This window comes from Bradyrhizobium sp. BR 10289 (assembly GCF_019455385.1).
In the GTDB taxonomy this organism is placed as follows: Bacteria; Pseudomonadota; Alphaproteobacteria; order Rhizobiales; family Xanthobacteraceae; genus Bradyrhizobium.
Genome location: NZ_JACOFR010000015.1, coordinates 107,063 through 131,299, shown reverse-complemented (window position 1 = coordinate 131,299; position 24,237 = coordinate 107,063). Strand labels below are relative to the sequence as shown.

General features: G+C 65.3%; 23 protein-coding genes. 12 read left to right on the top strand and 11 right to left on the bottom strand.

Annotation, left to right across the window (positions count from 1 at the left end):
* Positions 1-74: 74 nt before the first annotated feature.
* On the top strand, positions 75-806 hold the full coding sequence (locus HYH08_RS23560; RefSeq protein WP_220012213.1) for a haloacid dehalogenase type II: 732 nt from the start codon (positions 75-77) through the stop codon (positions 804-806).
* A gap of 39 nt (positions 807-845) precedes the next feature.
* On the top strand, positions 846-1,313 hold the full coding sequence (locus HYH08_RS23555; protein ID WP_220012212.1) for a YbaK/EbsC family protein: 468 nt from the start codon (positions 846-848) through the stop codon (positions 1,311-1,313).
* A gap of 6 nt (positions 1,314-1,319) precedes the next feature.
* Here the strand turns inward: HYH08_RS23555 and HYH08_RS23550 are convergent, their stop codons facing one another.
* Both HYH08_RS23550 and HYH08_RS23545 read right to left on the bottom strand, forming a co-directional pair.
* Entirely contained in the window at positions 1,320-1,661 is a 342-nt protein-coding gene (locus HYH08_RS23550) for a hypothetical protein (protein WP_220012211.1), read from the bottom strand.
* A gap of 94 nt (positions 1,662-1,755) precedes the next feature.
* Positions 1,756-2,742 carry a tripartite tricarboxylate transporter substrate binding protein gene (locus HYH08_RS23545; RefSeq protein ID WP_220012269.1) on the bottom strand — a complete coding sequence of 329 codons (987 nt, stop codon included), beginning with the start codon at positions 2,740-2,742 and terminating at the stop codon, positions 1,756-1,758.
* A 148-nt stretch (positions 2,743-2,890) separates the two neighbouring features.
* Between HYH08_RS23545 and HYH08_RS23540 the strand changes: the two genes are divergently transcribed.
* Positions 2,891-3,148, top strand: coding sequence for a hypothetical protein (locus HYH08_RS23540; protein ID WP_220012210.1), 258 nt, complete (start codon positions 2,891-2,893; stop codon positions 3,146-3,148).
* A 112-nt stretch (positions 3,149-3,260) separates the two neighbouring features.
* Here HYH08_RS23540 and HYH08_RS23535 read toward each other — a convergent pair whose 3' ends face one another.
* Positions 3,261-3,782, bottom strand: a complete 522-nt coding sequence (locus HYH08_RS23535; RefSeq protein WP_220012209.1) for an REP-associated tyrosine transposase — start codon at positions 3,780-3,782, stop codon at positions 3,261-3,263.
* Between the two features lie 57 nt (positions 3,783-3,839).
* Positions 3,840-4,775, bottom strand: a complete 936-nt coding sequence (locus HYH08_RS23530) for a LysR family transcriptional regulator (RefSeq protein ID WP_145656329.1) — start codon at positions 4,773-4,775, stop codon at positions 3,840-3,842.
* 120 nt (positions 4,776-4,895) lie between these two features.
* On the opposite strand from HYH08_RS23530, the gene HYH08_RS23525 reads away from it, so the two are divergent.
* The 3 genes from HYH08_RS23525 (at position 4,896) to wrbA (ending at position 7,131) form a co-directional block, all read left to right on the top strand.
* Positions 4,896-5,648, top strand: coding sequence for an SDR family NAD(P)-dependent oxidoreductase (locus HYH08_RS23525; protein WP_220012208.1), 753 nt, complete (start codon positions 4,896-4,898; stop codon positions 5,646-5,648).
* A gap of 34 nt (positions 5,649-5,682) precedes the next feature.
* The gene (locus tag HYH08_RS23520) at positions 5,683-6,381 is read left to right on the top strand and encodes a pirin family protein (RefSeq protein WP_220012207.1); all 699 of its coding nucleotides are present in this window, start codon (positions 5,683-5,685) and stop codon (positions 6,379-6,381) included.
* Between the two features lie 150 nt (positions 6,382-6,531).
* On the top strand, positions 6,532-7,131 hold the full coding sequence (wrbA, locus tag HYH08_RS23515) for an NAD(P)H:quinone oxidoreductase (protein WP_220012206.1): 600 nt from the start codon (positions 6,532-6,534) through the stop codon (positions 7,129-7,131).
* Positions 7,132-7,176: 45 nt separating this feature from the next.
* On the opposite strand, the gene HYH08_RS23510 is transcribed toward wrbA, so the two are convergent.
* The 4 genes from HYH08_RS23510 to HYH08_RS23495 all read right to left on the bottom strand — a co-directional run bounded on the left by HYH08_RS23510 (position 7,177) and on the right by HYH08_RS23495 (position 11,898).
* Positions 7,177-8,061 (bottom strand): protein-L-isoaspartate O-methyltransferase family protein, encoded by an 885-nt coding sequence (locus HYH08_RS23510; protein ID WP_220012205.1) that lies wholly within the window; start codon positions 8,059-8,061, stop codon positions 7,177-7,179.
* Between the two features lie 82 nt (positions 8,062-8,143).
* A complete protein-coding gene (locus tag HYH08_RS23505; RefSeq protein WP_220012204.1) occupies positions 8,144-9,289 on the bottom strand; it encodes a GNAT family N-acetyltransferase in 1,146 nt (381 codons plus the stop codon).
* 139 nt (positions 9,290-9,428) lie between these two features.
* Positions 9,429-10,775, bottom strand: coding sequence for an O-antigen ligase family protein (locus HYH08_RS23500; RefSeq protein WP_220012203.1), 1,347 nt, complete (start codon positions 10,773-10,775; stop codon positions 9,429-9,431).
* Positions 10,776-10,830: 55 nt separating this feature from the next.
* Positions 10,831-11,898, bottom strand: coding sequence for a glycosyltransferase (locus tag HYH08_RS23495; RefSeq protein WP_220012202.1), 1,068 nt, complete (start codon positions 11,896-11,898; stop codon positions 10,831-10,833).
* 252 nt (positions 11,899-12,150) lie between these two features.
* Between HYH08_RS23495 and HYH08_RS23490 the strand changes: the two genes are divergently transcribed.
* Entirely contained in the window at positions 12,151-13,137 is a 987-nt protein-coding gene (locus HYH08_RS23490) for a glycosyltransferase (protein WP_220012201.1), read from the top strand.
* 7 nt (positions 13,138-13,144) lie between these two features.
* Here HYH08_RS23490 and HYH08_RS23485 read toward each other — a convergent pair whose 3' ends face one another.
* Both HYH08_RS23485 and HYH08_RS23480 read right to left on the bottom strand, forming a co-directional pair.
* Complete coding sequence (locus tag HYH08_RS23485; RefSeq protein WP_220012200.1) at positions 13,145-14,173, bottom strand: glycosyltransferase family 2 protein; 1,029 nt, start codon at positions 14,171-14,173, stop codon at positions 13,145-13,147.
* Positions 14,174-14,178: 5 nt separating this feature from the next.
* Positions 14,179-14,394 carry a hypothetical protein gene (locus tag HYH08_RS23480; RefSeq protein ID WP_220012199.1) on the bottom strand — a complete coding sequence of 72 codons (216 nt, stop codon included), beginning with the start codon at positions 14,392-14,394 and terminating at the stop codon, positions 14,179-14,181.
* 175 nt (positions 14,395-14,569) lie between these two features.
* Between HYH08_RS23480 and HYH08_RS23475 the strand changes: the two genes are divergently transcribed.
* The 5 genes from HYH08_RS23475 to HYH08_RS23455 all read left to right on the top strand — a co-directional run bounded on the left by HYH08_RS23475 (position 14,570) and on the right by HYH08_RS23455 (position 20,399).
* Complete coding sequence (locus HYH08_RS23475; RefSeq protein ID WP_220012198.1) at positions 14,570-15,370, top strand: class I SAM-dependent methyltransferase; 801 nt, start codon at positions 14,570-14,572, stop codon at positions 15,368-15,370.
* 276 nt (positions 15,371-15,646) lie between these two features.
* Entirely contained in the window at positions 15,647-18,019 is a 2,373-nt protein-coding gene (locus HYH08_RS23470; protein WP_220012197.1) for an exopolysaccharide transport family protein, read from the top strand.
* On the top strand, positions 18,012-18,815 hold the full coding sequence (locus HYH08_RS23465) for a WecB/TagA/CpsF family glycosyltransferase (RefSeq protein WP_220012196.1): 804 nt from the start codon (positions 18,012-18,014) through the stop codon (positions 18,813-18,815). Before HYH08_RS23470 ends, HYH08_RS23465 begins: the two co-directional genes overlap by 8 nt.
* Before the next feature lie 19 nt (positions 18,816-18,834).
* Positions 18,835-19,827, top strand: a complete 993-nt coding sequence (galE, locus tag HYH08_RS23460) for a UDP-glucose 4-epimerase GalE (RefSeq protein WP_220012195.1) — start codon at positions 18,835-18,837, stop codon at positions 19,825-19,827.
* Positions 19,828-20,057: 230 nt separating this feature from the next.
* The gene (locus HYH08_RS23455; protein ID WP_220012194.1) at positions 20,058-20,399 is read left to right on the top strand and encodes a hypothetical protein; all 342 of its coding nucleotides are present in this window, start codon (positions 20,058-20,060) and stop codon (positions 20,397-20,399) included.
* Here HYH08_RS23455 and HYH08_RS23450 read toward each other — a convergent pair.
* The gene (locus tag HYH08_RS23450) at positions 20,373-23,939 is read right to left on the bottom strand and encodes a bifunctional diguanylate cyclase/phosphodiesterase (RefSeq protein WP_220012193.1); all 3,567 of its coding nucleotides are present in this window, start codon (positions 23,937-23,939) and stop codon (positions 20,373-20,375) included. The two genes, HYH08_RS23455 and HYH08_RS23450, sit on opposite strands and share 27 nt — an antisense overlap.
* Between the last annotated feature and the right edge of the window lie 298 nt (positions 23,940-24,237).

Genomic DNA, 24,237 nt, shown 5'->3' with positions numbered 1-24,237 from the left:
CTTTGGTAAGCTGACGACGATATGCATTCCCCAATCGAAGGGGTGGGGATCGCAAAACCGCGGAAGGACAGCCAATGCCCATCGAAGCCGTCGTGTTCGACGCCTACGGGACGCTCTACGACATCCAGTCGGTGGCCGAGATCACCGAGGATGCGTTTCCGGGCTATGGCGAGATCATCACGCAAATCTGGCGGATCAAGCAGCTCGAATACACCTGGCTGCGTTCGCTGATGCGGCGCTACCAGGATTTTGCCGTCGTCACCCGCGACTCGCTGGCCTATACGCTGCGCCTGCTCGGGCTGGCCTATGAGAAAGAGGCGTTCGAGCGCGTCATCGAAAAATATCTGCATCTCGATCTCTATCCGGACGCGGCGGCCGCGCTTGCGGCGCTCAAGCCGCGAAAACTTGCCATCCTCTCCAACGGCAGTCCGGAGATGCTGAATGCGCTGGTGCGCAATTCGGGGCTCGACCAGCTGCTCGATGCCACCATCAGCGTCGATGCGAAAAAGATTTTCAAGCCGAGCCCTGAGGCCTATGAGCTGATCGGCGAGGTGCTCGGCACCGCGCCGGATGAAGTCCTGTTCGTCTCGTCCAATCCCTGGGACGTCGCCGGCGCAAAATCGTTCGGGCTGAACGTCGCCTGGATCGAGCGGGTGACGCCAGAGGCGATGGCGCTGGCTTGCGTCGAGAACGAACTCGTGGCACCGCTGACCATGTTCAAGGCGATCCGCACCCAGATGGACGAGCTTGGCTTTGCGCCGGACTACCGCGTCCGCGCACTCTCCGAGTTGCCCGGGATCGTTTGAACCCCGCCTGAAAGATCATTGCCCGCCCATGAGACTTGAATGAGCCTGGAATCCGTTCGCGCCTTCTTCGCCGAAAGAGCCCCCGACATCTCCGTCATCGAATCCCCGATCAGCTCCGCGACCGTGGCGCTGGCCGCCGAGGCCTATGGCGTCGAGCCCGGCATGATCGCCAAGACGCTGTCCTTGCGCGTCGGCGACCGCGTGATCCTGATCGTCGCGGCCGGCACCTCGCGGATGGACAACAAGAAGGTGAAGGCGCAGTTCGGCGGCAAGCCGAAGATGCTCGGGCTGGAAGAGGTCGCCGACATCACCGGCCACGAGGTCGGTGGCGTCTGCCCGTTCGGGCTGAAGTCGCCGCTGCCGGTCTATTGCGATGTCTCGCTGAAGGCTTTCGAGGTGGTGGTGCCGGCCGCAGGCTCGACCCATAGCGCGGTGCGCATCACGCCCAACAGGATGGCTGAGCTGACCGGGGCCGAGTGGGTCGACGTCTGCGAGCACCGACCCTAAAGGGTTCTAATCATCGTCATCATAAGGCGACCGCGGCGCAGGCGGAGGCGGCGCATTATTGTAGCGCTGCTGCGGCACGGCGCGACCGCGCGGCACCGGCTGCTGCATCTGGTTGTTGGACTGGAACACCGCACGGCAGCCGCTCGACAGCTGCGGCGTGTTCTGCTGCAGGCAGGCGGTGATGCGGCCGACGTCCGGAATCTGGTCGCTGCACAGGCGCCACACATCGGGCGTGCAGGCCATCTGCTGTTCCATGGTGCCGCGATATTCTTCGGCGAATGCTGCGCCCTGCGCGACGATGCCGCCGATCGCAAGCGCCACACCCAGCGCAATCCGCTCTGTTCGCATGGTCCTGATCCTTCCAAATCGCCCGAATTCTTCTCAATCAATGAGGCGCGGACAGGTTCTGGACCAACAAAAAAATGTGAAGGCGGATCCGGAACTATTCGACCTTGCCGATCTTCTTGACCGCCGCGATCAGCCGCTTGCTGTCGTCGGCAACGAAGTCGGAGAACGCCGGGGCATCCTGATAGGCGACGAGACTGCCTGATGTCTCGAACGCCTTGAGCACATCCGGGCTCGCCATCACCTGCGCCATCGCCTCGCGCAGGCGGCTCGCGATCGGGGCCGGCAGCGCGCGCTGCGCAAACAGGCCGGCCCAGATATACATCTCGACGTCCTTGTAGCCGAGCTCCTGGAAGGTCGGCACGTCGGGAAAGCTCGCGATGCGCTGCGCGCCGCAATTGCCGAGCACGCGCAGCCTGCCGTCGTCGACCTGCGGCTTCAGCGTGCCCGGTGCCGCGGCGATGGCCTGCACAGTGCCGCCGAGCAGCGCGGTGAGCGCTGGACCGGCGCCACGGAACGGCACATGCAGCAGCTTGATGTCGGCGCTGCTCGCGAACATCTCCATCGCCACGTGCAGCGTGCCGTAAGGCCCGGACGAGCCGTAGGTGATCTGACCCGGCCGCTTCTTCGCGTCCTCGACGAAATCCTGCGCGGTCTTCCACGGCGCCGAGGCCGGCACCGCGAGCAACGTGGGATCGGCCAGCACGCGCGCGATCGGCATGAACTGCGAGACCTCGTAGGCGACGGGCCGGCCGAACAACCGGTCGGCCTCGGGAAGCACCGCGAGCGAGGACAGCGTCATCAGCAGCGTGTAGCCGTCGGGCTCGGCGCGCGCGGCGGCGGCATTGCCGACCGATCCGCCACCACCGCCGGCGCGGTTGTCGACGATCACGGGTTTGCCGAGGATCCGCTCCAGCGCCATCGCCACCGGGCGCGCCGCGAGATCGGCCTGCCCGCCGGCCGGGAACGGCACGATCATGGTGATGTTGCGCGCCGGATAGGTTTGCGCGAAAGCTTCATCAGGCAAAACAGCCCTCAGCAACGGCAATGAAGCAGCCGCGCGCAAGAGATCGCGTCGATCCATCATGGTCCCCTCCCCCGATTTTCTTTTGTACGGCCAGCCTAGCCTGTCGCACGGCAAGAACAAGGCATTAACGAAGCATTGACCATGTCCGGCCCGGTCAGGAACGCTTCCGTGCAGCCGCTGTTGCCGTCCTCGAGGGAGTGTGGTGATGCGGAATCTTGCGGCCATCGACATCGCGCTGGACGAGATGCTGGTCAATCTCGCGGCGATCGTGCTGCGGCTTTCGAAGCCCGAATTGACGCAAACGCCGGAAGCGCGGCGCGCACTGGCGCAGTCGGTCCATCAATACGCCGTGTGCGCGGCGCGATCGAGCGACCCGCGGGTGCACGAGTTGAAGACGCAGCTCGAAGAGACAGTGAAGCCGAATTTGCGCATCGTGGCCGTCGATGGCGTGGAGGTGTCGTAGTCGGGCTCCTCCGGCAAAGTCGTGGGCACGCTGCGCTTTGCCCACCCTACGAGAGACGAGCGAGCTGCCGTAGGGTGGGCAAAGGCGCGCTCTTTGCGCGCCGTGCCCACGATCACTCGCCGTAATGCCCCGCAATATCCCGTATATCCCCTCCCCAATCCACGGGAAGCATCCCCTGTTTGACGTAGCGATGGAAGCTGCTGAGCGACCAATCGCCCACGCGTGTGACGAGGCCGTGCTTGACGGGATTGTAATGAATGTAATCGACGTGTCGTTCCAAATCCGCATCGTCGCGAATGGCGTGCTCCCAGTAGCGGCGTTGCCAGATGCCTTTCTCGCGCTTAAACAGCTTGCTTGCCGAACGCTCTTGCGGTTCTAGGCCGCGCGAAAAGCCGCCCTTGATCAGATTCCACCGCAACGAAAAATCGACGTCGTGGTCCGGAAGCGACCAAACGGCATGGAGATGGTCGGGCAGGATACAAATAGCGACCGTCTCGAATGGACGGCGCTGCTGGATGGTTTGATAAATTCGCCTCAGGCGATCAACGTGGTCGACGAGCAGAGTGCTTGAACGATCGGCGAGCACGACCGTGAAGAAGAATGTGCTGCCATGTGCCCGCCGATATCGAGACACTTGCGATTCCCTCTGACAAAGTCGTGGGCACGCTACGCTTTGCCCACCCTACGATAGTTACCCCGTTTTGCCACCTTTCTTCGGCCGCCGCTTGCAGGTGCCGGGCAGTTTTGCTGCGAGGAAGTCGCCGAGGGCTTCGACGCGGGCGGGGCGCGGGCCGCCGGGCGGGGTGACGAGGTGGACGGCGCCTTCGGCCTGTTTCCAGTCTTTCAGGATGACTTCGACCTCGCCGGAGGAAATCGCTTCGCCGACGATGAACTCGGGCAACTCGGCAATGCCGAGGCCTGCGATCAGTGATGGCATCACGGCTTCACCGTTGTTGACGCGAAGCTGGCCGCCGGGGCGGACGCTGGCCTGCTCGCCGGCGGAATTGGTGTAGTGCCAGACGTTCGGCGTCGAGAGATAGGCGTAGGCGAAGCATTTGTGCTCGGCCAGATGCATCGGATGCGTCGGCCGGCCGTGCTTCTTCAGGTAGGACGGCGCGGCCACCGTGAAGCGCGGCATGGTGAACAGGCGCCGCGCGATCAGTGAGGAATCCGGCAGGCGCGCGATGCGCACCGCCATGTCAAAGCCCTCGCCGATCAGATCGACGGTCGCATCGCTCAGATGAAGATCGACCGAGACTTCCGGATAGGCCTCGAAGAATTCCGGCAGCAGCGGCGCCACCGCCTTGATGCCGAACGTCATGGGCACGGCAAGCCGCACCAGCCCGCGCGGCGCCACCGATTGGGCCAGCGCCTCGTTCTCCGCGGCTTCGCCATCGGCGAGCAGGCGGGTGGCGCGGTCGGCGAGCTTGTGGCCGGCATCGGTCAGCGCGAGGCGGCGCGAGGTGCGGTTGAACAGGCGGGCGCCCAGCCGCTCCTCCAACCGGGTGACCGCCTTGGACACCGTCGCCTTGGACATCGTGAGCTCGCTGGCAGCCCCCGCAAAGGACCGTAACTCCACGACTTTTGCGAAGATCGCGAGCGCCTCGAAATCGGGGAGTTTGGCCATGGCGGGGGATCCAATCAGGATATTTATTGAAACAATGCGTTTCAACAGTTTCTATTTCTATACCACAGCCGGGAGCTTATCCAAGGGTCAATCGCAAACCCCACGGACTGGAGAAATCCAATGACCAAGAAGCTCTCAGGCAAGGTTGCCCTCGTCACCGGCGGCTCGCGCGGCATCGGCGCGGCATCGGCCCGCGCTCTCGCCGACGAAGGCGCAGATGTCGCCATCAGCTACGTCGCTTCGCCCGACAAGGCCGAGGCCGTCGTTAGTGAATTGAAGGCAAAGGGCGTCAAGGCCCGCGCGTTCAAGGCCGACCAAGCTTCGGCCAAGGACGTGACAAAACTCGTCAACGATGTCGCGAAGGAATTCGGCCATCTCGACATCCTCGTCAACAATGCCGGCGTTGCCGCGGGCGGCGCGACCGACGACGCCAAGGCCGACACGGACGCGCTGGAGCGGCAGGACCAGGTCAATGTGCATGGCGTGATCGCGGCGATCCGCGCCGCCTCGCAATTGATGGGTGACGGCGGCCGCATCGTCACCGTCGGTTCGATGCTCGCCGACCGCGCCTCGTTCCCGGGCCTTGCCGATTACGTCGCCACCAAGGCGGCCGTCGTCGGCTACACCAAGGGCGCGGCGCGCGACCTCGGTCCGCGCGGCATCACCGTCAACGTGGTGCAGCCCGGCTCGATCAACACCGACATGAACCCGGACGACGACCGCGACTTCGCGGAAGCGCAACGCAAGCAGCACGCGCTGCAGCGCTTCGGCCGCCCCGAGGAGGTCGCCGCCGGAATAGTCTTCCTCGCCAGCCCGGAAGCCTCCTTCGTCACCGGCACCGTGCTCAATGTCGACGGCGGGTTTGGCGCATAGCGCCACCCCCCCTCTATCCCAAGGAAACATTCCCATGATCGAACTCAGACCATTTGCTAAACTCGGCGGCGCCGATCACGGCTGGCTGAAAGCAAAGCATCATTTCTCCTTCGCCAGCCATTATGACCCGAACAATATGGGCCACGGCGCGTTGCGGGTGTGGAACGACGACGAAATCGCGCCGAACACCGGCTTTCCCGCCCATCCCCACGCCAACATGGAGATCATCACCTATGTGCGTGAAGGCGCGATCACCCATCAGGACAGCCTCGGCAACGAGGGCCGTACCGAAGCGGGCGACGTGCAGGTGATGAGCGCCGGCAGCGGCATCCGCCACTCCGAGTATAATCTGGAACCGCACCAGACGCGGATCTTCCAGATCTGGATCGAGCCGACACAGCGCGGGGGACAGCCGACCTGGGGGTCAAAGCCGTTTCCGAAGGCCGACCGCTCCGGCAAGCTCGTGACCATCGCCAGCGGGATCAAAGGTGACACCGACGCGTTGCCGATCCGCGCCGATGCGCGGGTGCTCGCCACCACGCTGAAGGCCGGCGAGAGCGCGGAGTACGCGCCCGAGAGGTCCCGGCATCTCTACCTCGTGCCGGCAGCGGGATCCGTCGAGATCAACGGCGTGCGCGTCAATGCCCGCGACGGCGTCGCGATCCGCGACGAAGAGAGCCTGAAGATCACGGCGCTCGAAGACTCCGAACTCGTGCTCGTCGACGCGGCGTAACCACACGAGAAGTCGTCTTGCCCGGGCTTGACCCGGGCATCCATCCCTTCGCAAGGAGCTTTTCGAAGAGCGATGGATTGCCGGGTCAGGCCCGGCAATGACAGCGCACAAAACAACTCAACCCATCAGTTCCACTCAACGGAGACCATCATGACCAAAGTTCTCGTCCTCTATTATTCCGCCTATGGCCACATCGAAGCGATGGCCAATGCCGTCGCCGAAGGCGCGCGCGAGGCCGGCGCCACCGTCGACATCAAGCGCGTGCCGGAGCTGGTGCCGGCCGAGGTCGCCAAGGCCTCCTATTACAAGGTCGATCAGGCCGCCCCGGTTGCCAAGATCGAAGACCTCGCCAACTATGACGCGATCATCGTCGGCACCGGCACCCGCTTCGGCCGGATGGCCTCGCAGATGGCCAACTTCCTCGACCAGGCCGGCGGGCTCTGGGCCAAGGGCGCGCTGCACGGCAAGGTCGGCGGCGCCTTCACCTCGACCGCGACCCAGCATGGCGGCCAGGAGACGACGCTGTTCTCGATCATCACCAATTTGCTGCATTTCGGCATGGTCGTGGTCGGCATGAATTACGGCTTTGCCGGCCAGATGAAGCTCGACGAGGTCACCGGCGGCGCGCCCTACGGAGCCACCACGATCGCCGGCGGTGACGGCAGCCGCCAGCCCAGCGCCAACGAGCTCGCCGGCGCGCGCTATCAGGGCCGCCAGATCGCGGAGACGGCGAAGAAGCTTCATGGCTGATGCGATGCGGGCGGCATTCTCTTTCGGGGATGCCGCCGTCGCATGCTAAGTCTGCGTGATATCCGCGTAGGGATTGATCGACGCAGTCGCAGCCGGCGCCGGTGCCGTCGACAGCCACCAGCCCTCGCCGGCGAACCAGCAGGTCTCGTCGGGAGCCCCTTCCCTTCGCAACGACTGCACGCTCTCCCATCCCTTTGCGAAGGCGTCGGCCAGCCGCCGGGCGGCCTCCGCATCCTGCAAACCCGCACAACCGATGAACTGCGCACGGCTGAGGAATTTCGCCGGCCAGATCGCGCCTTCGTCCGGGCGCGTGATCATCAGCATGCCGCCGAGCATGCCTTCGGGCGCGAGCGGAAACAGCAGCCGCCCGCCGGGCCGCAAGGCGTCGAGCCATTCCGCGGCCGGCTGCGCCGCGCCGGCGCAGACATAGATCACATCGGTCCTGGGCAGATCGGCCGCGACGCCCGAACGGTCGCGCACCTCGACGTGAGGAACGTCCTTCAAATTGTCGCGCGCAAGGGCCGCCAGGCGTTCGTCGATCTCATAGGCATGGACGCGGCCGCCGGGGCCGACGAGATGCGCCAGGATCGCGGTGTAATAGCCGCTGCCCGCGCCGATCTGGATCACGGTCTCGCCTTCCTTTACGGCGCAGCCCGTGAGCCAATAAGCGTGCGCGCCGGGCATTCCGATGTTAAGGCCCCGCGCGCTGTCGAGCGCGAGCAGCGTGTTCTGATAGAGGAAGGCGGGGTCATCGTCGGGCGTGACGACGTAGGGGTGGCCGCCGAGCGCGATCGACCACGGGCCGGGCCCGGCGAAGGGCTCGCGCCTGACGGTGCGAAAAGCGTCCTCGAGACGGGGATCCGTGGCTCTTGCCGCGGCACAAATCAGTTGCGCATAGAATGCGCGATATTTTGCCGAACGATCTTCCATGTCGCCTCCGGGCTGCTGCGGCGACGATAGCACAACGATTGCGTTATTCGCGTGACCCTGCAACCCGCAGGTCGCAGCCGCGCTAGCGCGTGCCTTTCCCCATCGCGCGCGCCGCGAATGCGGCGAGCCTCGGATGGCGGCGCAGGCCCTGCGCGGCGTGATCGCGCCAGGCGTAAGGAGCGCCGCGCCAGGACAGTGCGACGCTGACATCGGTCAGCGGCACCCGTTCGGCCCCGAGTCGGCGCTTGTAGTCCTGATTGCCGATGCTGAGATCGAAGCGGCGCACGCCCTGTGTATGGAGCGCCTCCATGGTGCATTCGGTCACGAGCAGCCCTGGCGAGAAATTCGCCCAGGTCTTGCCGGTGTGGCTGATGCGTAGCAGGAAATAGGTCGCGCCATAGCGGACGCCGAACGTGGTCGCAACGACGCCCTTATCGCAGACCAGCGCGGAGACGACGGCATAGCCGTCTGCAACACCTCGGCGCGCTACCTCGCGATAGAAGCCGGCATGGACATCGTCGTTGAGAACGAAGCGCGAGCCGAGCTGCCGCATTCGTTCCTCCTGCTGCCCATCCATCACATCGAGCAGCTCGCGCGCACGCGCCACATCCCTGGCGATCTCGAACCGCGCATCGCCGAGACGGCTGAACACGCGCCAGCAGCGCGGCAGCTGGAGACGCCTGATCGATGCGCGATAGTCGACGTAGTCGTCGCCGGTGAGCACGAGGTTGCCGTTGACCGAGCACGATCCCAGACGGCCGAGCGACACCAGCGGGTTCGGCTTGCTACCGACATGGGCCGGCATCTTCTTCAGACGCAGCAGATCGAAGCCGTCGGGCAAGGCGCGCAGGCCATCGACCAGTGCCGTGCCGATGGCGCGTGCGTCGGCTGGATCGAATGCCGCATCGCTGGCCAGGATCGGCGCGTTGTTGTCAGAGACCCCGAGATCGGCGAACTCAACGATGCGGATGCCGCGCCTGACATGGCTGATCATCGGCACCAGCGCGATCTCCCTGCCGGTCGCGGCATCGGAGATCACGGCGATCAGCGGGGCATGATCGTGAAATGCCGCGTACCAGGCGTCGAGCCAGTAACCATGCTGGAAAGCGGTACGGTGGCCGGCCTTCAGGCGCGATGCGGCCTGCCGCCAGTCACGCAGGAAATCGACCGCGATTCCCGACGCGCTGGACACAAGATCACCTGGTTGCTCGACGCTGAGAAACGTCATTTGCGTGGCATGCAGTTACTGAATGTTTCCAGCTAGATAACGTTTTGCCGGCGACCACAAGCGACGTCGGTGCTTATCGTTAAGCCGATGCCACCATCCGGTCCTGCGAGAGATCGGCAGCTGCGACAAGCTGTCAGCGTCACGGTTCCGTCCGCTCGACGCACTGGAACCTCGCCAGGAAGTGCAGGCCGGCGACGGCCATGGCAAACATGAACCAGACCGGATTCTGCCGCTCGAGCAGGAAGGTCTCGGTCGTGCCGAAATACAGGCCGAACAGCCAGATGGTCAGGAACAGCTTGCCCAGCGCATTGCTGCGATTATGGGCCTGGACCGCCTGGAAGTTGCGGAGCGGGGCGAGCACGAAGATGAGCACGACCAGCAGCAGGCCCGGCAGGCCGATGGTGATGGCGAGATCGAGATAGCTGTTGTGACTGTGCGCCGCAGTCACCGCCCATTCCGAGCCCTTGGCCGTCTCGCGCTCGGTCACATCGTCCCAGAACGCCGCATAGCCGTGGCCGATGATCGGCTTTTCGGCGACGGCCGCGAGCGCGAATTCCCAGATGTCGGAACGGCCGGTGAAGGTGGGATCGACCCGCAGCAGCCGCGTCGCCGACCCCAGCGCCGGGCTCAGGACGCTGCCGACCGTCAGCAAGTTCATCACGATCAGCGGTGCAAAGCAGATGACCCGCTTCAGCCACAAGCTTGGCGTGACGTAGACCAGCGAGGCCAGCGCATAGATGGCGAGGCACAGCACCGAGGAGGTCTTGCCGCCGGTGAAGATCAGGAAGACGCCGGCCAGCAGCGCGATCGCGGGTCCCATCACGAAGGAGCCGACCGCGGACAGGTAAATGCCGACATAGACCAAAATGGTCATCACGGGCGAGGCGACGTTCTTGTGGCCAAAGCTGCCGCGCCAGTCGCCGGCAAGCTGCGGCTCAGTGATGTCGAGCGCGGTGTGGATGGAATATTGCGGGGCGAGGACGACGCCGAGATAGCACAGTATCAGCAGCACCAGCGCGGCGCCGCCGAGGCACAGATTGAAGCTGCGCTGCGTCGGCGGCAGCAAGGGCAGCACCACGGCGAGCGACGTCACGCTGGCAGCGAGCGCAAAGCGCTGCATCGACACGCCGCGGCTCTCCGAGAAGGCGATGTTGATCAGCATCCAGCCGACGAGGCCGAGATGCAGCGGCGTCACCAAGCTCTTCAGTGCGGGGGCATCGGCGGCGGCCACGAACAGCACCGCCACCGCGGCGAGCAGGCCGAAGGCGACGTAGTTCAGCGCCATGCGGCCGCCGACGACGGTGGCGACATCAGGATTGCGCAAGTCCGGAAAGGGATCGAGCGTCACCAGCACGAGCAGCAAAGCGGCCACCACGATGAGGCAGCGCGCCGCCTGCGCGGCATTCAGCTCGGCCAGCCCGTCGCGCAGGACGTGACCGAGCGATCGGGCCTCGACGTCGGTCATGTCAGCGGCGCTGCGATCCATGGCGTGAGGCAGGTGGCTCAGGTGCAGTCTGGTAAACCGGGGCAAGCCTCAGGTCTTAGCCGATCCGCCTTAACCATCCGTCAACCAGCATTCCGGAGGAGGCGGCCGCCTTCTGCTGCCGCGCCACGCCGCGCGCGATCTCGTAATATTGCAGCGCGCGCTGCTCCAGCGTGAGATTGTCGAGCACGAAGCCGCGCGGGTCGAACCGACCGGCGGCACAGCCAGCCCAGAAATCGTCCCAGCCTGCCTCGAAAGCGGCCCTATCGGTGAACCTCGCGCCGCAGCGCGCATCCCAATACGGCACCGACGACACCGGCCCGAACTGCACGCGGTGCGGATAATAATCGGGGTCGCGCCAGGGACCACCGGGATCCCACGCGAACACCGGCACGCCGCAAGACAACGCCTGCTGATAGGCGATGCCCTGGCTTTCATTCTGGCACAGGAAGATCATCGCGCGCGAACGCGCCAGCGCGGCCTGGAAATCCTCTTCCTTGTAGCTGCCGTAGCGCAGCTCCGTGAACGAGCGTCCCTCTTTCCGGAGCCTGGCGCGGACGGGCTCGATCAGGTCGGGCGCATAGCGCTCCCGGTCCCAATGGACCTTGTCGTAGATCAGGACGTCGACGGACTTCTGCGAGGGCCGTGACGGCGCCCAGAGATCGGTGTCGATGCCGACCGGCCAGGCCTCGGTGTCGGGCCAATGCGGCCGGTACATCTCGGCGTACCACGGGCCGGGCACTACGACCTTCTTCACCGGCAGGCGCTTGAACAGATCGGGGTCGTCGAGCGGATGATTATGCGCGGCGACCCCAAGAAGGATCGGATTCTTCCACGCGAACTTGTCGAGCAGGAAGGTGCGGCCGATGATGCAGGCGACTTCGTCGGGATGCTGCGCGATGTAGCCGTAATCGTTGACGCGGTAGCGGATGCCGAGGCGATCGAGGCCGGCGCGGAGATTGAGGAACACGCGCAGCTGCCCGCTCATGCGCGGCTCGCCGAACAGCATGCGGCGCGCCATGCGCCGCAGATGGCGGTCGCCGGGAAACCAGCGATCGTCCTTGTCCTCGTAGAAGAGGTTGAGGACCATGTCGTCGGAATCGTAGTCGAATGTCTTTGCGGGCACTTCAGTCCATCCGCGGCAGCAAGATGACGCGCATTCTCGCATGGGACCGGCTGCCGCACGCGTCCAATTTTGCGACAGGCTTAATGCCATCGGCTTAACGCTAATTGACGAAACCGGCCTCGCGGCGGCCTTCGCAAAAACGATTTGGCCGTAATGCGGGTATCATCCTCGGCGGCCGAGATTGCGATCGCCGGCATCTGCCGGTTCGGCAGATGCGCCCTGGTTAACAGACCCTTAAGAACGAGCCGCAGCTTGATCATTGCTGACGCCATTCTCGATCTACCGACCGCGCCGCCCCTCGCGCCAGGCGCGCACGACCCGTTGCCGGTGATCCCGGCCGCGCCGGTCTCCATCGTCATTCCGGCCAAGAACGTTGCGGCCTATATCGGCGAAACCATCGCGAGCGCGCTGGCACAGGACGAGGTCGCCGAGGTGATAGTCGTGGACGACGGCTCGATCGACGGCACCATCGCAATCGTCCGCGCCATGACCGATCCGCGGCTGCGCCTGATGACCAACAATTCGGCCGGCGTATCGTCAGCACGCAATCTCGGCGCGCGACATGCGAGCGGCCACTGGCTCCTCTTCCTCGACGCCGACGACCGCCTGCGTCCGGGCGCGGTGGCGGCCCTGCTGGCGGCCGCGCGCCGTGCGCCTCACGCCGTTGTCGTCTACGGCGACTACAACACGATCGACAGCGAGGGCCGGCAGATCGGCCGGCGCGAGCTGCTGAAAGGACGCCGCAAGCCGTCCGGCGACGTGCTGGCGCGGCTGACGAGCGGCAACTTCATCGTCAATGGCGGCATCGCCATCGCGCGCGCGGAGGCCTTCCGCGCGGTCGGCGGCTTCGACGTGGGGCTGAGATATTGCGAGGACTGGCATTGCTGGTGTCGTCTTGCCGCGATCGGCGAGTTCGCGTTCACACCACGGCTGCTGCTGGATTATCGCGTGCACACGGCCAACACCATGAACGCCGCGGCACGGACGCCGCAAGATTTCCTCCCGGCGGTCGCGCGCATCTTCGACGACGGTCTGATCCTGGCAAGGCTGCCCACGGGCTCCGCGGCCGGACTGCGCCGGGCCGCCGAGATTCATCTCGTCACCTATTCGGCGATGCAGGCGGCCCGCTTCCGCCGGTATCGCGAGGCTTTCAGCTATCTCGGAATGATTGGGCGGCGGTCGCTCAAATCCGTGCCGCGCTCCGCGCTCAGGGTCGTCCTCACCTGCTTCGGCCTCTAGCAAATCGTCAAGAGACGATCTTGGAGGCCGCATAGGGTTTGGGATCGAAACCGAACGCCGCGAGCGCCGAACCGAACGCGACCATGACCGGATGCACCGCGACCACGGCTTTCGACGTCGGCAGCAGACGGGCCGCACGCACGAGTGATAACGGCAGCCGCCCCAGCATCTGCGCGAACACGCGCGCCCGAGCCGCTGCGCCCTGCGCGGCCTTGTACTGCACACGATAATTGATCGCGCCGATACGCAGGCCCCGCTTTGCGATCCAGCCGGTGCTGGTGCGGCTTTGCGGCACGGTCTCGGTGATGACCGCCTCCGCCGTCCAGTGGAAGATCATGCCGGCATCGCGGCAGCGATAGAAGAAGTCGCAGTCGCCGCCGCCGAGGAAGTTGAAGCGCAGGTCGAAGGCCGGACTGCCGAGCCGCTCGAACGCTGCGCGCGTGATCAGGCAATTGCCGCAGCCATAGATCAGCGGCACCGCGCCGGTGTAGTCGTAAGCCGGACAGAAGGCGGGATGACGCGCGAGCCAGGGCTTGCTGTCATCGTCGAACACCGGCAGCACCGGCCCGCCGACCACGTCGGCGCCGGTGGCCTCCGCGGTGCGAACCATCAGCTCGAGCCAGTCGGGCGATGCGATCTCGTCGTCGTCGATCATCAGGAAACGCGTCGCGGCGGGAAACAGCGCCTGCGCCGTCTCGAAGGCAGCGTTGATCGCCTGGCAATTGCCCTGGCGCTGCTCGACCAGACAAATGCCCTGGAGCCTGCCCGCGGCGAGATATTCCGCGGCAACCGGAGCGCTCTCGCGCCTGGCGGCATCATTCTCGACCATCACCACCGCGAAGGAGCGCGGGGTGCGCTGGTTCACCAGCGAGTCCAGCGTCAGCCGCAGATGCTGCGGGCGGCGGAAGCAGGGAATGCAGACGACGATGCCGACCGACAGGTCGATGACGCGCGAGCTCGCCGCGATCTCGCGATCGGGATCGCGCACGGCATCCGAGATTCGGCTCGCGGACAGCTCTGTCGGGATCAATGTCATGGCGCCTAGATGCCCGAGATATGTTGAAAAAGCCCTGCCTGCATCGCCGCCGTCCCGCGACGGCACAGCGCGACGGAACAGATGCGTGCCAAAGTGAACGGCGGGATCGCGCCGCGAAATGCCATCAACGCGCGGCTCTCCCTGCAATGCCCGCTTTCCGGCATACGCTTAACCGCTCTCACGTGTTTTCCCGGCAGATCCATGCGCGCGTGGTACTGCAATTCGCAGTCCAGTGCCTCCCGATAGTGCGATGCGAAGAATGCCGTAGTTAACGGCCATGCGCATTAACCCGAACGTAAGCACCGCGACCGGTGAAGCGGCGCGGCATCGGTTTTGCTCTTCGGGCTTGCGCGATTTTTCCTGTAAATTTGAATAGAACAAGCGCGGTCAGAAAATATGAACAAGTCAGCCACGATCGATTTCGCGACAGCCACGGCGATCAGCACCCCCGCGGCCACTGCACACACCCAGGCCCTGCTCGATCTTGTCCCCGGTGAAGCGCGCGACAGCCTGCTTGCCGTTCATGAACTGCTGCGCCGCGAACTGCCGCAGGGCCGGCTCGCGACCTATGAAGCCGGCGGCGGCTCGTGCAGCTTTCTGCCGACCGAGCTGCTGAGCCGCAGCCACGTCACCGTCGTCGACATCGACGAGGATCAGGTCAAGAACAACGACTACGCGGACGAGGCCATCCTCGGCGACGTGCAGACCTACCGCTGCGCGCCCGAATCCTTCGATCTCGTCATCTGCTACAACGTGCTCGAGCATCTTCCCGACGTCGAGGCTGCGCTGTTGAACTTCCGCGACGCGCTCAAACGCGGCGGGCTGATCCTGATCGGCGCGCCCAATCCGCACTCGCTGTCCGGAATCGTCACCAAATACTCGCCGCACTGGTTTCACGTCTGGTTCTACCGGAACATCCGCGGCATCAAGAATGCCGGCCTGCCCGGCGAGCCGCCGTTCCCGACCTTCTTCCATCCGCTGGTGACGTTGTCGCGGCTCGAGGCTTTCGCGCGCGCGAGCGGCCTCGAAATGATCTACCGCCGCGAGGTCGAGAGCCCGCGTTATCCCGAGATGCGCCTGCGCAAACCGCTGGTCGCGACCCTGGTCGATGCCGGGGCCGCCGTGCTGAATGCCGTGCTGCCGCGCGGGACGGACGTGCGCCGCGGCGATTACCACGTCATCCTGCGGAAGAGCTGACAATGCGCGCGCCCCTCGTCGAACGACAGGCGAAGCTTCGCGGCGATGCTGCGCGCGGTAACGAACCGTTAATCTCTCGGGGGCCTCTACGTCACTGCGACGCGTCGAACAGCGGCATGCGCTTAAACGCTTTGTTTGCCATTTCGGTGAATAGTCCCTCAATGAGTATGGTTAATTTTCCCTGTTGCGTTGATTGGGCACCTATATCCCGGGTGCGTGGCGTAAAGCGAAGAGTAACCCCTCAGCCCGCGGCAGCTGGAATGGAAGCTGGGGATCATGCTTGACTATAACCAGCCGATCGATCGGGCCAAAAATCCGGCCAAGCCGGAGGGCCCGCAGCAGAGACATGAAGCCGGCTTCAGCGTGCTGGAGCTGGCCAATCTGCTTTGGCGCCGGAAGATCGCGATTGCCGCTGCCGCCCTGCTCGGCGCGACCCTTGCGGTCACCGTCGGCAAGAGCCTGACGCCCCGCTACACCGCCACCGCCCAGCTTTACGTCGACCCGCGCGAGCTTCAGCTCGTCGATCGCGAACTCACCCCGCGTGCGCAGGACGTCTCCGGCATGGCCATGGTGGTGGAGAGCCAGGCGCGCCTGATCACCTCCAACAGCGTGCTGCTCCAGGTGATCCAGCAGGCAGGTCTCGACAAGGATCCCGAATTCGGCGGCGGCGACGAAAAAGCGCTGATATCGTCGCTGCTCGGCCTGATCGGCCTCCAGCCCCGCGCGCCGTCCGCCGCGGAGACCAGGGAAGTGCAGCTTGCGGCGCTCGAGGCGCTGAACCGGCACATCACCATTCGCAAGACCGAGAAGAGCTTCATCGTCGATATCGAGGTGTGGTCGATCGATCCGGCCAAGGCGGCGATGCTCGCCAACACGCTGACCAATGCCTACCTCGCGGAGTCCCGCAATTCGCAGGCGCTCGCGGCGCGGCGCGCCACCACCGATCTCTCCGGCCGCTTGCGGGACCTGCGCGAGCGGCTGCGCAACGCCGAGACCGCGCTTGCGACCTACAAGGCCCAGAACAATTTCGTCGGCACCCAGGACGCGCTGATCTCCGACCAGCAGCTCTCCTCCAGCAACCAGCGGCTGTCCGCCGCCCGCGCCGCGACGATGGACGCGCAGGCCCGCCTCGACCAGATCGAGGCGACCCGCCGCACGGCCGCCGACGCGGGCGCGATTCCGGAAGCGCTGCAATCGCCGACGATCGCGAATCTGCGCGCGCAATATGCCGATGCCCGCAAGAAATACGCCGAGCAGACCGCCGAGCTCGGCCCGCGCCATCCGGCGCTGCGCCAGACCGAGAAGCAGGTCGAGGACCTCAAGCGCACCATCAGCGAGGAGATCGATCGCTTCGCCCAATCGGCCAAGAACGATCTGACGCGCGCCAGGGATTACGAGGCGTCCCTGAACCGCGCGCTGGAAGCGCAGAAGCGGCAAAGCGTGCAGCTGAGCCAGGCCGCCGTGCGCCTGCGCGAGCTCGAGCGCGAGGCCGACGCCAGCCGCGACGTCTATCAATCCTTCCTCAAGCGTTCGCGCGAGACCGAGGAGCAGGAGAGCCTGAACACCTCGGCCGCCCGAATCATCGGCGAAGCCACCGTGCCGCAGCGACGCTCGTATCCGCCGGGGATGAGCCTGTTCGCCATGATCGGCTTCATCTTCGGCGCGCTCGCGGCGTCGAGCTGGTTCGCCGCGGCCGAGCTGCTGTTTGGCGGCGCTCCCATGCCGGTCCGCCGTGAACGCAACACCGCGCCGCAGCCACCCCGGACTTCTGAAACCAAGCGGACTCCCGAGATGGCCCGACCTCAACCGGTTGCGCGATCTCAGGACCTCGCTGACGCTCCCCCCGAAATTGTCGCGCCGCCGCTGCAACCCGCGATGGCCGAACCGCCTCCGATCGAAAAGCCGCTGATCGCGCGTCTCCAGGAGGCCGACGTCATCCATACGCTGGGCGCCATTCTCGCCACCGGCGGCGGCGTCGACCTGACACGGGTGGGCTGGCCGACGCTGCGTCCCGGCTTCCCCCTGACGAGCCTGCTCAACGCCTGGCGCGACATGCGCGCGGCAACGGCCCGGCGCGGCGGCGGCAAGGCGATGCCCGTGGTCGCGCTGCTCGGTGCCGGCGACACTGTCGGGCGCAGCGTGACCGCGCTGAATTTCGCGCTCGCAGCCGCGCGCGACGGCGCCCGCGTGCTGATGATCGATGCCGACCATCAGGCCCATTCGCTCTCCAACAAGGTCAATCGGTCCGGCAAGAGCGAGCCGAGCGCACGCGGCTGGCTCTCGATCGGCAGCAAGGCCGCGCGCGAGATCAAGACAGTCAACGGCATCTCGGTGCTTCCGGCCGCGGACGGCGACACCGGCAAGGCGGCTGAGGCCATCCGCAAGGCGATCGCGCAGGCGCGCTCCGCCGGCGGCTACGACCTCGTGGTCCTCGACGGCCCCGCAATGCCGCTTGCGGCCGGTAGCCGCAGGCTGCTCGACGACACCGATGCTCTGGTGGCGGTGCTGCCCACCAGCCACGACATCAACGACAGCCTCGAAGAAATCCTGAGCATGCTCGGCCGTGCCGAGCGCAAGCTCGTCGGCGTCGTGCTCGACGAACTCACCCCCGCAACCCAAGCGCGCCAGCGAGGCAGACAATATGCTTGAGCGCCGCGTCAATCTGGACGGTCGTGCTGCAACCGCAGACGTGCCGCGGATCACCATCGGCGGCCTTCGCATGGCCGCGCTCGACATGGAAGCGACCGCCGATTTCATGATCGCGGCCACCGATCCCGACAATCGCATCGGCCGTCCGCTGCATCTGACCTCGGCCAATGGCGAGGTGCTGGCGCGCTGCTCGACCGAGCCGGAGACCGAACGCCTGTTCCGCGGCGCTGACCTGATCAACGCCGACGGCCAGCCGCTGGTGGCGGCCTCGAGGCTGCAATCCTGGTTTCCCCTGCCGGAGCGGGTCGCGACCACAGACCTGTTCCACGTCGTCGCGCGCAAGGCCGAAGCGCTGGGCCGCACCTTCTACATGTTCGGTGCCAGCGAGGAGGAAAATGCCGCGGCGGTCGAGAACGTCCGCAAGATGTACCCGAACCTCAAGATCGTCGGGCACAGCCACGGCTATCTGCGCGGTGAGGCCCTGCGCGCGAAGGTCGAGGAAATCAATGCGCTCGCGCCCGATTATCTCTGGGTCGCGCTCGGCGTGCCCAACGAGCAGGCATTCGTCGAGCAATACACACCGCTGCTGACCAATGTTGGCGTCATCAAGACATCCGGCGGGTTGTTCAACTTTTTATCGGGCAGCCGATCCCGCGCGCCGCAATGGATGCAGAAAATCGGCCTCGAATGGGCTTGGCGCACCTTGCTCGAGCCGCGCCGCCTGTTCTGGCGCTATTTGACCACCAACCCCCGCGCGCTCTATCTTCTCTTCAGCCGCAACCGGCCCCTCCGCTAAGAGAAGAGCAGAAGACGACATGACCGACCGACCGACTGTCCTCGTCACAGGAGGCGCAGGCTACATTGGCTCGCATGCCTGCCGCGCACTGACTGCTGCCGGCTATCAGCCCGTCGTTTATGACAATCTCTCGACAGGTCATCGCAGCTTCGTCACAGGCCCCCTGGTGACGGGCGATCTGCTCGACGGTGCGGCGCTGGCGCGCGCCTTCGCCGAGCATGACGTCGCGGCGGTGATGCATTTCGCGGCGGCGAGCCTCGTCGGCGAATCCATGACCGACCCGCAGAAATATTACATCAACAACGTGCAGGGCACGCTGTCGCTGCTCCAGGCGATGCGCAACGCCGGCTGCCATCGAATCGTGTTCTCCTCGACCGGCGCCGTCTACGGTAACGCCGATTCGAAAGAACTGCCGGAAGATTTCCCTTGCGCGCCGATCAATCCCTACGGCGCGTCGAAACTGATGATCGAGCGCATGCTCGCCGATTATCGCACAGCCTATGGCTTCGGCGCGTTCTGCCTGCGCTATTTCAACGCCAGCGGCGCCGATCCCTCAGGCGAAATCGGCGAGCTGCGCGACATCGAGACCCATCTCATCCCGCGCGCCATGATGGCACTCCAGGGTCATGTCGAATTCGCGGTGTTCGGCGACGATTACGACACGCCCGACGGCACAGCGATCCGCGACTACATCCACGTCACCGACCTTGCCGACGCGCATGTCGCGGCACTGAAGCTCCTGGAAACCGGGCATGCCGGCGGGAGCTTCAATCTCGGCACCGGCTCAGGCTTCTCTGTGCGCCAGATTCTCGACGCCATCAGGCGGGAGACCGGGCGCGAGGTGCCGCACACCGTCAAACCTCGCCGCGCCGGCGATCCCACCTATCTCGTCGCCGACGCCTCGGCCGCGCGAAAAGTCCTTAACTTCGTGCCGCGTCATTCCGACCTCGCGACGGTGATCCGCACCGCCTGGGCCTGGCACCAGAAGGCGCATCCGCTCAAGGTCCGTTAAGCAACCGTAACTCCCGCACCTTGCCTGCCGTACCTCCAAGCGGCTAGAAAGGGCCTTCGCTGCCGCCGTTGGCGTATCTCCGACGGCCGCATTTTTGGGCACTGCCAACGATGATGTCGGCATGTGCGGCTCGGCCGATTTGCGCGAGCCTGTTTTCCGAGCGTCAAGGCCACAATCGAATCCGCGTGACGGCCTGTCACCAGGCGCGGATTCGAAGGAGTATCGATCCAATGCATCAGGCTGCACGCCTGGAGTTCGAGCGCGTGATGGATGAATTCGTCCGCTGGCATGTCGTGCCGGAGAACGAGCGCTCGCCCGCGCCTGCCTGGTGGTGGGGTCCCGCCATGGCTGTTGTCGACGACCAGGAGCCGATGAGCCGCGCATGGTGCGCCGAGCTGGGCCTGAACGAAGGCACGAGCTTCGCCGACGGCGCGCGCGCGATCCTGTCGCTGTTCGTCGAGCAGACCTCGCTGACGGGACCGCAGGATTTTCCGAGCATTGCCGAAGGCGCCGATCACGAAGTTCGCGAGCTGCATCCGCAGCCGTCAGACGACAGCGCTTTTCAGCCGTAACGCCGCGGCCTCGGTCGCGGCAACGTCGAACTCAGGCTGGAGCGGCGGCGCGACCGGCAGTGCGATCGGCCGCAACAGCTCGGCCATCTGCCTGGCCGGCAGCGGCTTGGAGATCAGGAAGCCCTGCATCTCGTCGCAGCCATGGGTGCGCAGGAACGCTTCCTGCTCGGCGTTCTCGACGCCCTCGGCAACGACGGTCATGCCGAGCGCCTTGCCCATGCTGATGATCGCCTGCGCGATCGCTTGGTCCTCCGAATCCTGCGGCAGGTCGCGCACGAAGGAGCGGTCGATCTTGATCGTGTCGATCGGGAAATGCTTCATCAACGACATCGACGAATAGCCGGTGCCGAAATCGTCGATGGCGAGGCGAATGCCGCGGCTCTGGATGGCGTCGAGCACCTTCAGCGCGCGTCCGACATTGCGCATCATCATGCTCTCGGTGACCTCGAGCTGGAGCAGCACCGGCGACATGCCGCTGGCCGCCAGCGCCTCGTCGACGTCCTGCAACAGATGCTCGTCGGCGAACTGCCGCGGCGACAGATTGACCGCCATCGACACCGGCAGCAGGCCGCGGCGCTGCCAGGCCATGGCCTGCGCGCAGGCCTCCTTCACCACCCAGCGGCCGATCGGTACGATCAGACCGGTTTCCTCCGCGAGCGGAATGAATTGCGCCGGCGAGATGCTGCCGAGATCCGGATGGGTCCAGCGCAGCAGGGCTTCGACGCCGGTGATCTGGCCGGTCTCCATGTCCACCTTGGGCTGGTAGTTCAGCGAGAACTGCTCGCGCTCCAGCGCGCGGCGCAGCGCGCTCTCCAGCGAGAGGCGCTCGATCGACTGCGTCTTCACTTCCTTGGAGAAGAAGCGATAGCCGTTCTTGCCGTCTTCCTTGGCGAGATACATCGCCATGTCGGCGTTCTTGGTCAGCGTCTGCGCGTCCGAGCCGTTGGCCGGATACATCGCGATGCCGATCGAGGCCGTGGTGTGGCACTCGTGGCCGGCCAGCACCATCGGCTCGGCGAGCGCAGCGAGCAGCCCGGCGGCGATGCGCTGGACGTCGTCGATTTCGCCGCACTGGTCGAGAATCACCACGAACTCGTCGCCGCCGAGGCGCGCGACCACGTCGCTGGCCCGCAATGCGCCGCGGAGGCGATTGGCCACTTCGAGCAGAAGCAGGTCGCCGGCCTCGTGACCGAGCGAATCGTTGATGACCTTGAAGCGGTCGAGATCGATGAACAGCACCGCAAAACGGTGATCGTGGCGTTTCGCCTCGTCGATCGCCTCACGGAGCAGCCCGTTGAAGGTCTCGCGGTTCGGCAGGTCGGTCAGACTGTCATGCGAGGCGAGATATTCGATCCGCTCGTCCGCCTGGTTCTTCTCGTCGGCGCGATCGAAATTCTCCATTGCGAAGGACACGTTGTTGGCGAGACGCTGCAACAGCTCGACGAATTCGTCCGTGAAGGTGTCCTGCTCGGTCGACATGTAGATCATGACGCCGACGGGCTGGTCGTGCGTGATCAACGGGAATGCGGCGCCGGAACGCGCGCCTTCGCCTTGCAGGACGGCATGGAAGGCGCTGACGCGGCTGTCGTTGACATAATCGTTGCTGATGCAGGGCTGCCGGGTGCGGAATGCCGTGCCGCTCATGCCGCGGCCCTCGGGCCGGTCGGCGTCGATGGAGAGACGAACGTTGCGGGTGGTCTCGGCAGACGGCCCGGCCGTCGCGATGATCGCGAGCTGGTCGCTGTCGTCCTTCAGCAGCGCTATGGTCGCCGAGGTGAATTTTCCGCCGGTGGAGGCCGCCTGACAGACCAGCTCGAACAGCTCGACACGCGACTTGGCCCGCACGATCGCTTCATTGGTGGCGCTCAGCGCCGCGAACATGCGTGTCAAGCGCTCCTTCTGCGCCTCGGCCCGCGCTCGCTCCTCGGCACGGTCGAAATTGTCGAGCGCGAAGGCGACATTGGCCTGGAGCCGTTGCAACAGCTCGACGAATTCGGGCGTGAAGGTGCCGCGCTCCGGCGAGTTGAATAGGAACACGCCTTCGACGCGATCGCCGTTGAACAGAGGCAGCGCCGCGGAGGACGCGATGCCGTTGCGGCGGGCGCTGGCCTGCCAGGGCGCGATACGGTCGTCGGCGAGGACGTCGTTGCTGACGGCAGGCTGGCGCGTCCGGAACGCGGTGCCGGTGAGCCCGCGCCCTTCGGGGACCTGGTCGGAAGTGGAAAACTTGAAATTGCGAACCTGATCCGCATTCGGCCCGTAGCAGGCGACGACGCGGAGCAGCTCGGCCTGATGATCGACCAGCGCGATGTTGGCAGAGGTGAACTTGGCGCCCTTCGCCGTCGCCTCGCAGACGAGGTCGAACAGCTCCGAACGCGTCCGCGCCCGCAGGATCGCCTCGTTGGTGGCGCTGAGCGCCGCATACATGCGTGCCAGGCGCTCCTCTTCCGCCGCGATCCTGGCCTTCTCGGCCTCGCGGTCGAAATTCTCGAGCGCGAACGAGACGTTCTCCGCCATGCGCAGCAGCAGCGCGACCACGCCCTCGTCCTTGGCCCAAGAGCGGCTGATGAAGAACAGCAGCACGCCGACACTCTCGCGGTGCCTGATCAGCGGCGCGACCACGCAGGCGGCGACGCCGGTGTTGACATTGGCCTGCTCCCACACCGTTCCCTTGGTCCGGCTGGCGAGATCGTCCTCGACGATGGCTTTCTGGGTTCGGAACACCTCGCCGGAGATGCCCTTGCCGTAGGGATTGTCGGGATCGATCGAATAGCGCGCCTGGGTGACGAGCTCGAGGTTCTGCCCCGTCGCCGCCACCGGCTTCATCCAGTGCGAGTTCGGATCGCGAAGCAGCACGATGGTCGCCACGGACTTGCCGCCGTGTACGGAGGCGTCACACACCAGTTGATAGAGCTCCTGCTCGGTCTTGGCCCGCAGGATCGCTTCATTGGTGGCGCTGAGCGCGCCGAACATACGATTGAGGCGCCGCGTCGTCCGCTCGCCGCTCTGGCGCGCGGTCTCGCGCGCGAAATTGTCCAGCGCATAGGAAATGTTGGCCGACATGCGCTCGAACAGCGAGACCATCTGCTCGTTCAGCGAATTGGCTTCGGCACGCGTGACAAGGAGCACGCCGACGCTTTTGCCGCTGCGGAGCAGCGGCAACGCCGCAGCAGCGCCGATATGCGCACCGGCTGCGCCCGCGCGCCATGCCAGCGAGCGCGGATCATTGAGATAGTCGTTGCTGACGCACAGCTTCTGATCCCGAAAGGCCTCGCCGGCGACACCCGAGCCTTCGGGGGTCCCGGCTTCCGTGGTGATGACGATCGAGCTCAGGCGGGGAATATCGTCGCCACAGCCGGCCGCGAACTGCAGCCGCTTGCCATCCGGTCCGACCAGGAACACGGCGACAGCCAAAAAGTCCCCGCTCGAAAACCCGGCGTCGCAGACCTTCTGGTACAGCTCGTCCGGCGATTTCGCGTAGAGGATCGCCTCGTTGATGGCGCTCAACGCCGCAAAGGTGCGCGCGAGTGTCGTCGGCACGATCTCAGCTCCCGGGCATTTCTGCCTATTTCTCCCGGCTGCCTTTATGAAGGGCCATCGCCTAAATGGTCGTTATTGCGCGCCGCAAACCGCCGATCAAAGTGAACGAGCTGCGAACACGCGCCGAAAAACTGTCCGGAATCCCGCCAAGCGGGATGTTCGCGCGCAGACCTTGCGACCAAAGGCGCATTCTGTTTACGAATCTGCAGCCCTGTATTGGTTTACGAGAGATTGATATCGCTCGCGCGCTTTGAGACGATGGCTCCCAACGAGCAGCCCATTAAGGGCACCAAGCCGG

Bases quoted from the DNA above. Each gene is read 5' to 3' on its own strand.
- HYH08_RS23560 (WP_220012213.1), top strand. From the start codon at position 75: ATGCCCATCGAAGCCGTCGTGTTCGACGCCTACGGGACGCTCTACGAC.
- HYH08_RS23555 (WP_220012212.1), top strand. From the start codon at position 846: ATGAGCCTGGAATCCGTTCGCGCCTTCTTCGCCGAAAGAGCCCCCGAC.
- HYH08_RS23550 (WP_220012211.1), bottom strand. From the start codon at position 1,661: ATGCGAACAGAGCGGATTGCGCTGGGTGTGGCGCTTGCGATCGGCGGC.
- HYH08_RS23545 (WP_220012269.1), bottom strand. From the start codon at position 2,742: ATGGATCGACGCGATCTCTTGCGCGCGGCTGCTTCATTGCCGTTGCTG.
- HYH08_RS23540 (WP_220012210.1), top strand. From the start codon at position 2,891: ATGCGGAATCTTGCGGCCATCGACATCGCGCTGGACGAGATGCTGGTC.
- HYH08_RS23530 (WP_145656329.1), bottom strand. From the start codon at position 4,775: ATGGCCAAACTCCCCGATTTCGAGGCGCTCGCGATCTTCGCAAAAGTC.
- HYH08_RS23525 (WP_220012208.1), top strand. From the start codon at position 4,896: ATGACCAAGAAGCTCTCAGGCAAGGTTGCCCTCGTCACCGGCGGCTCG.
- HYH08_RS23520 (WP_220012207.1), top strand. From the start codon at position 5,683: ATGATCGAACTCAGACCATTTGCTAAACTCGGCGGCGCCGATCACGGC.
- wrbA (WP_220012206.1), top strand. From the start codon at position 6,532: ATGACCAAAGTTCTCGTCCTCTATTATTCCGCCTATGGCCACATCGAA.
- HYH08_RS23510 (WP_220012205.1), bottom strand. From the start codon at position 8,061: ATGGAAGATCGTTCGGCAAAATATCGCGCATTCTATGCGCAACTGATT.
- HYH08_RS23505 (WP_220012204.1), bottom strand. From the start codon at position 9,289: ATGACGTTTCTCAGCGTCGAGCAACCAGGTGATCTTGTGTCCAGCGCG.
- HYH08_RS23500 (WP_220012203.1), bottom strand. From the start codon at position 10,775: ATGGATCGCAGCGCCGCTGACATGACCGACGTCGAGGCCCGATCGCTC.
- HYH08_RS23485 (WP_220012200.1), bottom strand. From the start codon at position 14,173: ATGACATTGATCCCGACAGAGCTGTCCGCGAGCCGAATCTCGGATGCC.
- HYH08_RS23475 (WP_220012198.1), top strand. From the start codon at position 14,570: ATGAACAAGTCAGCCACGATCGATTTCGCGACAGCCACGGCGATCAGC.
- HYH08_RS23470 (WP_220012197.1), top strand. From the start codon at position 15,647: ATGCTTGACTATAACCAGCCGATCGATCGGGCCAAAAATCCGGCCAAG.
- HYH08_RS23465 (WP_220012196.1), top strand. From the start codon at position 18,012: ATGCTTGAGCGCCGCGTCAATCTGGACGGTCGTGCTGCAACCGCAGAC.
- galE (WP_220012195.1), top strand. From the start codon at position 18,835: ATGACCGACCGACCGACTGTCCTCGTCACAGGAGGCGCAGGCTACATT.
- HYH08_RS23455 (WP_220012194.1), top strand. From the start codon at position 20,058: ATGCATCAGGCTGCACGCCTGGAGTTCGAGCGCGTGATGGATGAATTC.